The sequence below is a fragment of the Streptomyces brasiliensis genome, assembly GCF_014647875.1.
GTDB lineage: Bacteria > Actinomycetota > Actinomycetes > Streptomycetales > Streptomycetaceae > Streptomyces > Streptomyces brasiliensis.
On record NZ_BMQA01000006.1, the window covers coordinates 280,249 to 294,235 of the forward strand.

Annotated in this window: 10 protein-coding genes; 1 reads left to right on the plus strand and 9 read right to left on the minus strand. The window is 71.6% G+C overall.

Annotated elements, in window-relative coordinates; all coding sequences use genetic code 11:
• Nucleotides 1-10 precede the first annotated feature (10 nt).
• The 3 genes from IEZ19_RS12420 to lepA form a co-directional block, all read right to left on the minus strand.
• Nucleotides 11-1,975, minus strand: coding sequence for a SpoIIE family protein phosphatase (locus IEZ19_RS12420; protein WP_189311195.1), 1,965 nt, complete (start codon nt 1,973-1,975; stop codon nt 11-13).
• 236 nt (nt 1,976-2,211) lie between these two features.
• Nucleotides 2,212-4,086, minus strand: a complete 1,875-nt coding sequence (locus IEZ19_RS12425; protein ID WP_189311196.1) for an AMP-dependent synthetase/ligase — start codon at nt 4,084-4,086, stop codon at nt 2,212-2,214.
• Between the two features lie 259 nt (nt 4,087-4,345).
• Nucleotides 4,346-6,214 (minus strand): translation elongation factor 4, encoded by a 1,869-nt coding sequence (lepA, locus tag IEZ19_RS12430; RefSeq protein WP_189311197.1) that lies wholly within the window; start codon nt 6,212-6,214, stop codon nt 4,346-4,348.
• 221 nt (nt 6,215-6,435) lie between these two features.
• Here lepA and rpsT point away from each other — a divergent pair, with 221 nt between their 5' ends.
• Nucleotides 6,436-6,702, plus strand: a complete 267-nt coding sequence (gene rpsT, locus IEZ19_RS12435; protein WP_189311198.1) for a 30S ribosomal protein S20 — start codon at nt 6,436-6,438, stop codon at nt 6,700-6,702.
• A gap of 340 nt (nt 6,703-7,042) precedes the next feature.
• Here the strand turns inward: rpsT and holA are convergent, their stop codons facing one another.
• The 6 genes from holA to IEZ19_RS12465 form a co-directional block, all read right to left on the minus strand.
• The gene (gene holA / locus IEZ19_RS12440; protein ID WP_189311199.1) at nt 7,043-8,032 is read right to left on the minus strand and encodes a DNA polymerase III subunit delta; all 990 of its coding nucleotides are present in this window, start codon (nt 8,030-8,032) and stop codon (nt 7,043-7,045) included.
• Between the two features lie 51 nt (nt 8,033-8,083).
• Nucleotides 8,084-8,329 carry a hypothetical protein gene (locus tag IEZ19_RS12445; protein ID WP_189311200.1) on the minus strand — a complete coding sequence of 82 codons (246 nt, stop codon included), beginning with the start codon at nt 8,327-8,329 and terminating at the stop codon, nt 8,084-8,086.
• Nucleotides 8,330-8,378: 49 nt separating this feature from the next.
• Nucleotides 8,379-9,260 (minus strand): YceI family protein, encoded by an 882-nt coding sequence (locus IEZ19_RS12450; RefSeq protein ID WP_189311201.1) that lies wholly within the window; start codon nt 9,258-9,260, stop codon nt 8,379-8,381.
• A gap of 156 nt (nt 9,261-9,416) precedes the next feature.
• Nucleotides 9,417-10,271 (minus strand): arylamine N-acetyltransferase family protein, encoded by an 855-nt coding sequence (locus IEZ19_RS12455; protein ID WP_189311202.1) that lies wholly within the window; start codon nt 10,269-10,271, stop codon nt 9,417-9,419.
• Nucleotides 10,272-10,275: 4 nt separating this feature from the next.
• The gene (locus IEZ19_RS12460; protein WP_189311203.1) at nt 10,276-12,852 is read right to left on the minus strand and encodes a ComEC/Rec2 family competence protein; all 2,577 of its coding nucleotides are present in this window, start codon (nt 12,850-12,852) and stop codon (nt 10,276-10,278) included.
• Nucleotides 12,853-12,902: 50 nt separating this feature from the next.
• Entirely contained in the window at nt 12,903-13,979 is a 1,077-nt protein-coding gene (locus IEZ19_RS12465; protein ID WP_189311204.1) for a ComEA family DNA-binding protein, read from the minus strand.
• Nucleotides 13,980-13,987: the final 8 nt, after the last annotated feature.

A 13,987-nucleotide genomic window follows, 5' to 3' on the forward strand; every position in this document is an offset into this window, starting at 1 on the left:
ACGGACGGGCCTAGTCGGCCTGGAGCACCAGCAGCGCCAGGTCGTCCTCGGGCGGCAGACCGCCGAACTCGTGCACCAGTCGCCTGATCCGTTCCGCGATCAGATCGGCGCTCAGCCCCGCGCACCCGGAGAGCGCCTGCGCCAGCCCGTCGCCGTCGTCGAACTGGCGGGAGCCGGAGCGGCGCTCGGTGACCCCGTCGGTGACGCACAACAGGCTCTCGCCCGAGCGCAGGTCGATGGTCTCGGCGGTGTACGTGGCGTCCTCGACGACCCCGAGAAGCGTCTGGGGCTGCGCGGCGGTACGGACCTCGCCGTCGGAGCCCAGAAGAAGCGGCAGCGGGTGTCCCGCGGAGGCGAGGGTGCAGCGGACGCCGCCCGCGAAGGGGACCAGTTCGCCGTAGAGGAGGGACAGGAAGCGGGTCTGGTCCGCGGACGCGACGGCCCGGCCGCCGGCGGCCACCAGGGCACGGGCCGCCGCGTCGGCGGCCTCGGTCGCGTCGTCGAGGAGGAGCTGGTTGAGGCGGTCGAGGACGTCGGCGACGCGATACCCCTCCCGGGCGAGCAGCCGCAGCCAGGGCCGGGCCAGGCCGATCACGACCGCCGCTTCCGGCCCCTTGCCCTGCACGTCGCCGACGGCGAAGCACCAGCGGCCGTCGCCCGCCGGGAACAGGTCGTAGAAGTCGCCGCTCGGGCCGCCCTTGTCGCACGGCTCGTAGACGAGCGCGCTGCTCAGTCCCGGGATCTGGGCGACGGCTCCGGGCAGCAGCCCGCGCTGCAGGACGGCGCTGATGGTGGCCTGGCGGGCGTACCGGCGGGCCGCGCCGATCGCGAGCGCGACACGGCGGCCGAGGTCCTCGACGAGCCCGGTGATCTCGTCGGGAAAGCGCGGCAGCCCGCACCGCCCGATGACCAGGGTGCCCAGCGGCCGGCCGCCCGCGATCAGCCGGTAGGCGAGGGCGGCGCCCTCGGTGCCGTGCGGGCCGAGCGCCTCACCGGGCCACGGGTACGGCTCCGGCCCGGACCGCCCCCACTCCCGGCTGCGCTCGAACGGGGGGACCCCCATGTCGCCGTCCCGCGGTCGCGGCGGCTCCTTCTCCAGGGCCCGGCGCAGTTCCTCGATGCGGTTCTCGCTCTCGTGCCAGACCCGGGCGAGCCGCGGCCCGGCCGCGGCGGTGCCGTCGGTCCAGCCTCCCCCACTTCCGGCTCCGCTCCAGCGGGGGGACCCCCATCGCAGGGTCGACTCGTCCTCCAGCCATACGGCACACCAGTCGGCGAGGCGCGGCACGATCAGCTGTCCGGTGAGCGCGGCGACCAGGTTCTCGTCGAGCTGTCCGGCGAGCAGGTCGGAGGCCTCGGCGAGGAAGGACAGCGCGCCCCGGCCGAGCCAGTCCCGGTCCCGCTCGGCGCGCTTGGCCCCCGGCGCGAGATTCTCGGCGACCTTCAGCTCACGTCCCAGCCCGCGCTCCCCGCCGTACCCGCCCGCCTCCGTCCCCTCCTCGGCGGGCAGCCGCGCCCACACCGTCTTGGCGCCCGTGCGGTAGGTGACGCCCCAGGCCTCGGCGAGGGAGGCTACGAGGCGCAGCCCGCGACCGAACTCCGGTGTCTCGTACGGCGATTCGGCGGCGCTGTCGCGCGGCGCGCGGGACGGGTGGTGATCGGTGACCTCGACGGTGAGGGCGCCGGTGCCGGGCTCGATGCGGCAGACCAGCTCGAGGTCGGTACCGGCGTGCACGACGGCGTTGGTGACGAGTTCGCTGACGGTCACCATGACGTCGTCGGCGAGCCGCGCGGAGCCGACGAGCCCGAGGTCCGTCCACTCGGCCAGCGCGCTGCGCACGAGGGCACGCGCGGAACCCGGCGCGAGGGGGCTCCCCGGCAGGGTCGCGCACATCTCCGCACGCTCCCCCTCGCCACGGTGCGCGGGCGCGTCGCAGACCACGGGAACGGTCTCCCGCTGCGTGGGTATGGCCCCCATGGCCGGCTCCCGGAGCACTTCGGACGAATACCTCTCGGTCGATGCCGACATGGTGACAGAACGAACGCGCCCATAAGCACCGAGTTACCGAAGTGGGCCGCCAAACGAGAGAACAGTGCTACGCGCGTGCTCGAACTCGGACAGAAACCGGCCCGGCTCCGAGCAACCGAACACCACCGCGCCGCGGACACACGACGGCCCCGGAACGCCGTGGGTGTTCCGGGGCCGTGCGGTCGTCACGCCTCGCGTGTCCCCGCGTACATCTCGTCGATCAGGGACTTGTACTCGCGCTCCACCACCGGCCGCTTCAGCTTCAGGCTCGGGGTGATCTCGCCGTGTTCGACGTCGAGGTCGCGCGGGAGCAGACGGAACTTCTTGATGGTCTGCCAGCGCTGCAGGCCCGCGTTGAGTTCGGTGACGTACCCCTCGATGAGGGCGACGGTCGCCGGTGCGGCGACCACCTCGGCGTACGACTTGCCGCCCAGGCCGTTCTCCTTCGCCCACTCCAGGATCGAGGGCTCGTCGAGGGCGATGAGGGCGGTGCAGAAGTTCCGGTCGGCGCCGTGCACCAGGATGTTGGAGACGTACGGGCACACGGCCTTGAACTGGCCCTCGACCTCGGCCGGCGCGATGTACTTGCCGCCGGACGTCTTGATGAGGTCCTTCTTGCGGTCGGTGATGCGCAGATAGCCGTCGGGTGACAGCTCGCCGATGTCGCCGGTGTGGAACCAGCCGTCCTGCTCCAGGACCTCGGCGGTCTTCTCGGGCAGCTTGTGGTAGCCCTGCATGATGCCGGGGCCGCGCAGCAGGATCTCGCCGTCGTCCGCGATGCGCACCTCGCAGCCGGGCAGCGGCTTGCCGACCGTGCCGGTGCGGTAGGCCTCGCCGGGGTTGACGAAGGACGCCGCGGCGGACTCGGTGAGGCCGTAGCCCTCCAGGATGTGGATGCCGGCGCCGGAGAAGAAGTAGCCGATCTCGGGCGCGAGCGCGGCCGAGCCGGAGACGCAGGCGCGAAGATTGCCGCCGAAGGCCTCGCGGATCTTGGCGTAGACGAGCGCGTCGGCGACCTTGTGCTTGGCGGACAGGCCGAACGGCACGGTCGCGGCGCCGGTGCGGCGGAAGTTGTCCTGGCCGACCTTGGCGTACTCGCGGGCGACCTCGGCGGCCCACTGGAAGATCTTGTACTTGGCGGCGCCGCCCGCGCGGGCCTTGGCCGCGACCCCGTTGTAGACCTTCTCGAAGATACGCGGCACGGCCGCCATGTACGTCGGCTGCACGACCGGCAGATTCTCGATGATCTTGTCGACGCGGCCGTCCACGGCGGTGACGTGACCGACCTCGATCTGGCCGGAGGTGAGCACCTTGCCGAAGACGTGCGCGAGCGGCAGCCACAAGTACTGCACGTCCTCGGCGCTGATCAGCCCGGTCCCGGCGATCGCCTTCGCCATGTACGACCAGCTGTCGTGCGCCAGGCGCACGCCCTTGGGGCGGCCGGTGGTGCCGGAGGTGTAGATCAGGGTTGCGAGCTGGTCCTTGGTGATCGCCGCCACCCGGTCCTTGATCAGCTCGGGGTTCTTCTCCAGGTGGGCGGCGCCGCGCTGCTCCAGCTCGGCGAGGGAGAGCACGTCGCCGCCGGTCTGCACGCCGGTCGCGTCGATCACGACGACATGGGTGAGGTCGGGCAGCTCGGTGCGCCTCTCCTGCGCCTTGGCGAGCTGAGCCGCGTCCTCGGCGATCAGCACCCGGCTCTCGGAGTCGGAGAGGATGAACGCCGCCTCGTCCGCGTTGGTCTGCGGATAAACGGTCGTCGTGGCCGCGCCCGCGCACATGATGCCGAGGTCGGCGAGGACCCACTCGACGCGGGTCGAGGAGGCCAGGGCGACGCGCTGCTCGGGCTGCACACCCAGTTCGATGAGGCCCGCCGCGATCGCGAAGACCTGTTCGGCCGCCTGCCCCCAGCTGAGCGACTTCCAGTCGTCGGGGCCCGCGCCCGCTGCCGGGGGCACGGGGTAGCGGTAGGCCTCGGCGTCCGGTGTGGCCGCGACGCGGTCCAGGAAGAGGGCCGCCACGGACGGCGGACGGTTCTCGATCAGGGTCTGTGTGTCGCTCACGACATCCTCCGGGGCCCGCGGCAGTGCGGCTGGCTCAGTGCGGCTGGGTTTACTCACGGTATGGCTCGAGCTGTTGTTTAACTCGCGAGTAACTATCGAGCAGGGATCAGAGTAGAGCCCGCCCCGCCGGCGCGTAAGGGGCTGCGGCCTGTCACTTCCTACAGAGAGCGACCGGCCGCATGCACAAGGGCCCGCCGCACTTTCGTACGACGGACCCCTTTGGCCCCGGTTTGCTTGGGTAACCCGGTGTAACCCGTGGTTACTTCTTGCTCTTGGCCGACCCCGCGCTGTCATCGCTGGACAACACGGCGATGAACGCCTCCTGCGGAACCTCCACGGAACCCACCATCTTCATCCGCTTCTTGCCTTCCTTCTGCTTCTCGAGCAGCTTCCGCTTGCGGGAGATGTCACCGCCGTAGCACTTGGCGAGGACGTCCTTGCGGATGGCGCGGATGGTCTCGCGGGCGATCACCCGGGAGCCGATGGCGGCCTGGACCGGCACCTCGAAGTTCTGCCGCGGGATCAGCTCCTTGAGCTTGGCGACGAGCCGCACGCCGTACGCGTACGCCTGGTCCTTGTGCGTGATCGCCGAGAAGGCGTCGACCTTGTCGCCGTGCAGCAGGATGTCGACCTTGACGAGGCTCGAGGACTGCTCGCCCGTGGGCTCGTAGTCGAGGGAGGCGTAGCCGCGCGTCTTGGACTTCAGCTGGTCGAAGAAGTCGAACACGATCTCCGCGAGCGGGAGCGTGTAGCGGATCTCGACGCGGTCCTCGGAGAGGTAGTCCATGCCCAGCAGGGTGCCGCGCCGGGTCTGGCACAGCTCCATGATCGCGCCGATGAACTCGGTGGGCGCAAGGATCGTGGCCCGCACGACCGGCTCGTACACCTCGTCGATCTTGCCCTCGGGGAACTCGCTCGGGTTGGTGACGACGGCCTCGGTGCCGTCCTCCATGATCACGCGGTAGACCACGTTGGGCGCCGTGGCGATCAGGTCGAGGCCGAACTCGCGCTCCAGCCGCTCACGGATCACGTCGAGGTGCAGCAGACCGAGGAAGCCGACACGGAAACCGAAGCCGAGCGCCGCCGAGGTCTCCGGCTCGTAGACGAGCGCGGCGTCGTTGAGCTGGAGCTTGTCCAGGGCCTCGCGCAGCTCGGGGTAGTCGGAGCCGTCCAGCGGATACAGACCGGAGAAGACCATCGGCTTCGGGTCCTTGTAGCCACCGAGCGCCTCCGTGGCCCCCTTCTGCTGGCTGGTGACGGTGTCACCGACCTTGGACTGGCGGACGTCCTTCACACCGGTGATGAGGTACCCCACCTCACCCACACCGAGGCCGTCGGCCGGGAGCATCTCGGGCGAGTTGGTCCCGATCTCCAGCAGCTCATGGGTGGCGCCGGTGGACATCATCCTGATGCGCTCACGCTTGTTGAGCTGCCCGTCGATGACACGGACGTACGTCACGACGCCCCGGTAGGAGTCGTACACCGAGTCGAAGATCATGGCGCGTGCAGGGGCGTCCGCGACGCCGACCGGGGCCGGGATCTGGTCGACGACCTTGTCGAGCAGCGCCTCGACGCCGAGCCCTGTCTTCGCGGAGACCTTGAGCACGTCGCCGGGCTCGCAGCCGACGAGGTTCGCCAGCTCTTCGGCGAACTTCTCGGGCTGCGCGGCCGGCAGGTCGATCTTGTTGAGCACCGGGATGATGGTGAGGTCGTTCTCCATCGCCAGATAGAGGTTGGCGAGGGTCTGGGCCTCGATGCCCTGGGCGGCGTCGACGAGGAGGATGGTCCCCTCGCAGGCGGCGAGCGACCGCGAGACCTCGTACGTGAAGTCGACGTGCCCCGGGGTGTCGATCATGTTGAGGATGTGCGTGTTGCCCGGGTCGTGGGTGGGAGCCCACGGCAAACGCACCGCCTGGGACTTGATCGTGATGCCACGCTCGCGCTCGATGTCCATGCGGTCGAGGTACTGAGCGCGCATCTGCCGCTGCTCGACCACACCGGTCAGCTGGAGCATCCGGTCGGCGAGCGTGGACTTTCCGTGGTCGATGTGCGCGATGATGCAGAAATTGCGGATCAGAGCCGGGTCGGTACGGCTCGGCTCGGGCACATTCTTAGGGGTCGCGGGCACGCAGGGTCCTGTCTCTTGAGGCGCCTTATGCCTCGGGTCGGATCGATACGTAGCTTCCATGGTCCCACGGGCGGCGACCGGGAGCGGGTTTGGGCCGTCCGCCAAGCCGCTGGTAGTGTGGGGGGCTGTGTCTCAAGCCCTCTCAGCGCGAGGCACTTCTTCAAGAAATCATCGGCACGGGACCTTCGCGGCCCGGTGCCAGAACCTGAAAAGGCTCATTCGTGGCGAACATCAAGTCCCAGATCAAGCGGATCAAGACCAACGAGAAGGCGCGGCTGCGCAACAAGGCCGTCAAGTCCTCCCTGAAGACCGCGATCCGCAAGGCCCGTGAGGCCGCTGCCGCGGGTGACGCCGAGAAGGCCACCGAGTACCAGCGCGCTGCCGCGCGTCAGCTCGACAAGGCCGTCTCCAAGGGCGTCATCCACAAGAACCAGGCCGCCAACAAGAAGTCGGCGCTTGCTTCCAAGGTCGTGTCCCTCAAGGGCTGACACTTGATTTGACGCCGGGCGGACCCAGCGGGCCCTCTCTCATCCGCTCCCACCCGGCCCCCCAAGGACCCGCGCGCGGCCTGCGTTCGCCACGCGGGCGCGGGTCCAACAGCTCGAACCGAAGACCCCGGTAGCCACCCTTCCCCAGGGCGGGCCCGGGGTCTTCGGTTTCCCTTCGCCCTGCCTGGTCGAGCCGCGGCCGGGTGCCTTCGGCCCCCCGAGTCGCGATCGAGGGCCTTTCAGCCCGCCGAGTCGGGTGGTCGGTGGGCGAAGGCCGGAGGTCCAGGGGCCGGAGCCCCTGACGAACGCACCCGCAGACAACGGACGGCCTCAGCCAGAGCTACCCACGCCCACGTGACCGCGCCGCCCGAGCCACGATCACCACGGCTTTCTCCAGCGCGTACTCCGGATCATCCCCGCCCCCCTTGACCCCCGCATCCGCCTCGGCCACCGCCCGCAACGCCGCCGCCACGCCGTCCGGCGTCCACCCCCGCATCTGCTGCCGCACCCGGTCGATCTTCCACGGCGGCATCCCCAGCTCCCGGGCCAGGTCGGCAGGACGGCCACCTCGCGCCGACGACAGCTTCCCGATCGCCCGCACGCCCTGCGCCAACGCGCTGGTGATCAGCACCGGCGCCACCCCCGTCGCCAGCGACCACCGCAACGCCTCCAGCGCCTCCGCCGTACGCCCCTCCACCGCCCGGTCGGCCACGGTGAAGCTCGACGCCTCGGCCCGTCCGGTGTAGTACCTCCCGACGACCGCCTCGTCGATCGTCCCCTCGACGTCCGCGACGAGCTGGGTCACGGCCGAGGCCAGCTCCCGCAGATCGCTCCCGATGGCATCGACGAGCGCCTGGCACGCCTCGGGCGTGGCCGACCGCCCGAGCCCGCGGAACTCGCTCCGCACGAACGCCAGCCGGTCCGCCGGCTTGGTCATCTTCGGGCAGGCCACCTCACGCGCGCCCGCCTTGCGCGCCGCGTCGAGCAGCCCCTTGCCCTTGGCCCCGCCCGCGTGCAGCAGCACGAGCGTGATCTCCTCGGCGGGCGCCCCGAGATACGCCTTCACGTCCTTGACCGTGTCGGCCGAGAGATCCTGCGCGTTGCGTACGACCACCACCTTGCGCTCCGCGAAGAGCGAGGGGCTCGTCAGCTCGGCGAGGGTGCCGGGCTGGAGCTGGTCCGGTGTCAGGTCACGTACGTCCGTGTCGGCGTCGGCGGCCCTGGCGGCGGCCACCACCTCCTGCACGGCACGGTCGAGCAGGAGGTCCTCCTGGCCCACGGCGAGCGTCACCGGGGCGAGAGGGTCGTTGTCAGCAGTCTTCCTGGCCATCGCGACAAGCATCGCACGCGCCACTGACAACGGGCCGGGCCCGCCGCCGGCCTAGGGTTCCTCGCGCCAGCCGTCCCACTCCCCGGCGAAGGCGTCCAGCGCCGCCGGGTCCAGTCGCGCGTTCTCGTCCCGCAGGACGACGAGCCACTGCGCGTCCTCCGCGTCGTCCTCGCCCGCCAGAGCGTCCCGCACGAGCCGCGGCTCCTCGTCGACGCCGAACCGCTCGGCGAGCGCCTGCGCCACTTCCTCGGCGGCATCGCGGTCGGGCAGCACCAGCACGTGTCTCACATCGCTCACGGCCTCATTGTCCGGCACCACCCGCACGCCGTACGGCCCAGGTCGCCTCCTACCCCCTGGGCACGAGTTGCACATCGAGGTCGACCTTGATGCTCGGCCCGACCACCGCGATCCCGCGTGCCAGCATCGTCTGCCAGCTCACGGTGTAGTCGTCCCGGTGCAGCTCGGTCGAGGCCCGGAACGCCGCCCGCGTCTCGCCCTCCATGCCGTTGCCGAGCCCGAGGTAGTCCATGTCGAGCGTGACCGTACGCGTCACGCCGTGCAACGACAGCGCACCGGTGACGGCCCACCGTTTGCCGCCCTTGTGCGCACACCGCTCGCTGTAGAACTCGAGCGTCGGAAAGCGCGCCACGTCCAGGAAGTCCGCCGAGCGCAGATGGTCGTCCCGCATCCGCACGTTCGTGTCGATGGACGCGGCGTCGATCACCACGTGCATCGCGGACTGCTCCACATGGTCGGCGATCCGCACGGCCCCGGCGAAGGAGTTGAACCGCCCGTGGACCCGGGCGAGTCCGATGTGCCGCGCGGTGAAGGCGATCGAGGAGTGCGTCGCCTCGATGTCCCAGTCTCCCGGCGCGGGCAGGTCGGGCGGCTGCGCGACCTGGAGGGTCACGTCGCCCAGCGAAGCGAGCGCGTTCTCACCGACCATCGCGGTCGCGCGGTACGGCGCGTACCCCTCCGCCGACACCGCGAGCCGGTACTCCCCCGCCGGCACCGTCGCCACGAACGACCCGTAGGGATCCGTACCACCGCTGACCACCTTGCGCCCCTGCGCGTCGCTGACCGCGAACTCCGCGTGCGCCACCGGTTCGTTGACCGGGTCGAGCACCCGGCAGCTCAACACTCCGGCATCGGGCGGGGTCTGCAGCGCGGCGAGAGGACTCGTCCGTTGGACCCAGTTCGTTCGGTTTCCCAGCCAGCGGCCGAACATCTACCACACCTCTGCACGCCTCGACATCATCTGCTGCCGGAGAGACATTCGATCACCGATGCGGCTTTCGAGGCAACACGGGCTCTCATCGTGGGAATCCAGCACAAGTGATGGGACTACGCACGAGTAGCATCGAGTGGTCCCGAGACGCCCGAATCAGCCCTCGCCGTGCCGGTGTCGGACCGCGGGCACCCGGTCGAGCGCGATCCCGAACCGCTCCCGGTACGTCGCGAGCACCTCCTCGTCCGCCGCCAACTCGCACACCTCGCGCTTCCCGTCGGGCGTGGTCACCGTCAAGGCCCGCCCGCTGAGCGTGATCCTCCCCCCGTCCTCCGCGACCCGCGAGCACACCGTCGACCGGACGAAGTGCGAGAGCGGCGAGGTGCTGTGCCACCAGGCTCCGACCACGAAGTCCTCGAGTACCCGCGGCCGCACCTCCAGCCGGTACTGCGGCTTCCCGTCCCGCAGCACGTCCAGATCCACCACCCCGGCCGCCCCAGGACCGACTCCGACACCACGGCCGCCCGCTCCGGCGGCGTCCGGACCGGATTCCACGATCCGGAACACCCCACCGGGATCGCTCTGCTCCGCCCGCTCGTCGAACGCCAGCGGATAGTGACTGTGCGCCCCGAACCCGATGTCGGCCAGCCACCTGCTCCCGTCCACCGTGCCCACACGCAGCGCCAGATGGTCGTACGGCATCCCGAGCCGCTCCTCCTCGCCGTACACCCGCGCCGCCAGCAGCACGACGTCGAAGCCGAGTGCGGCGAGCAACATCGCGAACGCGCCGTTCAGTTCGTAGCAGAACCCTCCCCTCCGTGCGCCCACCAGCTTGTTCAGCAGATGCTTCTCCTCCAGCACGATCTCCTCTCCGAGGTGGATCGACAGGTTCTCGAAGGGCACGGCCCGCAGATGGCGCAGATGCAGCTCCCGCAGCGCTTCGGCAGTGGGCTCAACCGGGCGAACGGCCCCGAAACGGCGGAGATATGCGTCGACCTGATCGGCATTCATGCCCTCAGTCTCGCGCCACCCCCAACTCGGAGCCCATACCGGTGACCGCGAGCGCGCCATCCCGGTCCGTGCGCAGCACCACCGCACCTCCGGCCCGCAGAGCGGCCACGGTGCCAGGCGCCGGATGTCCGTACGGGTTGTCCGCCCCGCACGAGATGAGCGCGACGCGGGGCGACACGAGACGTATCAGCCCGGGGTCCTGGTACGCCGACCCGTGATGAGCGACCTTCAGCACGTCGACACCGGCCAGCGCGGCCGCCGCCGGTGACCGCAACAGGGCCTGCTGGGCCGGGGGTTCCAGGTCCCCGAGCAGCAGCAGCCGCAGTCCCGCGGACCGGACGAGCAGGGTGATGCTCGCGTCGTTGGGGCCGTCCGGGTCCGTTGCCGGACGCGCCGGGGGCCACAGTACCTGCCAGGTGAGCGCTCCGGTGCGCCGCCGCTCCCCGGCCACGGCGTGGGTGAGCGGGATGTTCCGTTCGGCCGCCTCCTTTCGTACGAACTCGGCCTGGTCCGCAGGTTCTTCGAAGTCCGTCGTCTCGATCGCGTCCACCGAACGGCCGCGCAGCACACCGGGCAGTCCGGCGACATGGTCGGCATGGAAGTGGGTGAGGACGACGAGCGGGATGCGGGTGATGCCCAACTCCCGCAGGCAGTGGTCGACAAGCGTCGGATCGGGTCCGGCGTCCACGACCACCCCGCTGCCCTCGCCCGCCGCCAGGACCGTCGCGTCGCCCTGGCCCACGTCGCACATCGCGTACCGCCAGCCCGGCGGCGGCCAGCCCGTGATCACCCGGGTCAGCGGCACAGGCCGCAGCACCAGCAACAGGAGCAGCACCGCGCAGACACCGCACCACCACGGGTGCCGCAGCAGCCGGCGCCCGACGAGCACGAGAGCCACCGTCACCCCGGCGAGCAGCAGCGCCCCCGCCCAGCTGCCGGGCCAGTCCATCGCGCCGCCGGGCAGCGCGGCCCCGGTCCGGGCGACACCCGCGATCCACCTGGCCGGCCAACTCGCGCACCAGGCAAGGACCTTGGCCACGGGCATCGCCACCGGTGCCGCCGCCAGCGCCGCGAAGCCCAGCACCGTGGCCGGCGCGACCGCCACCTCCACGAGCAGATTGCAGGGCACCGCCACGAGGCTCACCCGCGCCGACAGCACGGTGATGACGGGTGCGCACACGGCCTGCGCCGCGGCGGCCGCGGCCAGCGCCTCGGCCGGCCGGGCGGGCACCCCGCGCCGCCGCATCGCCGCGCCCCAGCCCGGCGCGAGCACCAGCAGCGCCCCCGTGGCCAGCACCGAGAGCAGGAACCCATAACTGCGGGCCAGCCACGGGTCGTACAACACCAGCAGCAGAACGGCCGTCGCCAACGCCGGGATCAGGGTTCGGCTGCGTCCGGTCGCCAGGGCAAGCAGGGCGACGGCTCCGCAGGCCGCGGCGCGCAGCACACTCGGGTCCGGCCGGCACACGACGACGAACCCGAGCGTCAGTGCCCCGGCGAGCAGCGCTGTGCTCCGCAGCGGAATGCCGAGGCGCGGGGCCAGCCCACGGCGCTCGGCGTAGCGCGCCAGGCCGGGCGGTCCGACGAGCAGGGCGAGCAGGATGGTGAGGTTGCTGCCCGAGACGGCGAGGGTGTGCGCCAGGTCCGTCTCCTTGAACGCCTCGTCGAGTTCGGGTGTGATCCGCGAGGTGTCTCCGACGACCAGGCCGGGAAGCAGCGCCCGCGCGTCTGCGGGCAACCCGCCGGTCGCCACGCGCAGCCCGGCCCGCAGCCGCCCCGCCAGCCGCTGCGGCGCACTCGGCCCGCCCACGACCTCCGGGGGCGGTTGCTCCCTGACACGCAGCACGGCCGCGGTGCGGTCCCCGTCGCTCAGCACCGGTGCCAGTCCGGCGCTCACCCTCAGCCGGGTGGACGGCAGCAGCCCCAGCCAGCCCGAACGCCCGTCCTCTCCACTGCCGTTGGCAGCCCGCCCCGGTGCCGGGACGTCCGCGTCGACGACCATCAGCACCGGCGTCCGGGTGCTCACGACCGTCCCGTCCCGCTCCTCCACCCGCCGCACCTCGGCGCGGACCAGTACGGCGGCCGGGGCCGCGTGATCGCCTCGGACGCGAGGTCTGCTGAGCCAGGGGTCGGAGTCGAGCTCCACCTCCGCCGTCACGGTGGCGTAGTCACGGGCCAGCCCGGGCACCGGCCCACGGCGCACGTCGGCCCCGTGCAGCCCTGCGGACACGGCGGCCGCGGCGACGCACAGCAACACGGCGGCGACGGAGGCGCGCGGCCAGGTGAGGCGGCGAGGCGGTGCCGGCCGGCCGGATGGCGAGGGCCGAGGTGGCGGGGTGAGAGCCCGTCGGCCCGATCGACGCCGGTGCGCCGCAAGCAGGAGGGCAGCCGTGATCAGGCACACCGCCGCGATGACGGCGGTCCACAACGGTGCAGCGTCCAGCGTCATCGCCGCGGTGGCCCAGGCCGCCAGCGCGGGCGGTACGAGCCGTAGGTCGATCGGGCCTTCCTGCCGTGGATGGGCTGCGCCCAGCCGCTTGCCGGAGTCGGCATGCACCGCGCGGCGAAGTGCGGGTGACATGAATGGGGGCGGGGGCGCAGGGCCGGGCCTCGTCGTCGGCTCCGTGTGGTTCATGGCCGTACCAGGCTCCGCAGATCCGCGAACCGGCGGTCGCCGATGCCGTTCACCCGGCGCAGTTCGTCGACCGAGCGGTACCCGCCGTGCTGGGTGCGGTAGTCGATGATGTGCTGGGCCAGCACGGGACCGACCCCGGGCAGGGCGTCGAGCTGGTCCGCGGTGGCCGTGTTGAGGGAGATCGGAGCCGCGGGACCGGTCACTCCCGCCGCACCCGAACCGGTCGCGCCGCTCACACCCGGTCCCGGCCCCGGCCCCGGTGCCGGACCGCCCACCACGATCTGCTCGCCGTCCACCAGGAACCGGGCGCGGTTGAGGCCCTCGGTGCTGGTGCCCTGCCGTACCCCTCCCGCAGCTCGCAGGGCGTCCACCACCCGCGAGCCGGCCGGCAACCGATGGATGCCGGGCTTACGGACCTTCCCGCTGACGTCCACCACGATCTCGGCGCTCACCGAACCCGCCCCACCAGGTGCTCCGGGCACACTCGACGCATCCCCGCCGGACGCCGACGCCTCACCCCGGGTTCCCTGGCCTCCCCTCCCGTCCTCCCCCGCCGGCTCCTCCGCCCGCACCACCTGAGGTGCCCGCACTGCCTGGGTGCGGCCGGACCAGAAGTGCTGGACGGCGAACACGGCGACGAGGGCGAGCAGAGCCGCGAGCGCGACCACGCCCCGCCTCTCCAGCCCGCACCTGGTCTGCAGCCAGACCGGCATGCGCTCCCGCAGTGCGGTCCCGGCACGCTGCCGAAGGCTCGGCGGCGACGGCTCGTCCGGCAGCACGGCAACCGGTGCCTGCCTCATCCCGGACGCCGTACCCGTACCCGTTGCCGTAGCTGCCGGCCCGTCCGGACCCCGCTTGGCGTCCGGAGGTCCGTGTCCCGACTCCCGGCGTTGCAGGGCGCGTTCGCCGAAGAGAAGTTCCGCCCGGCGGCGCAGTTCGTCCGCCGGTGCGTGCCCTTGGTGCGAATGGCGGCGCGTGAGGGGGTGTCGGTGGCGGGTGCGCCCGTCGGAGGCGGGGCTCCGGCCCGGTCCACTGGTCGCGGTCGCTGTGCGTGAGCGTGATCGAAGTGCCATGCGACGAG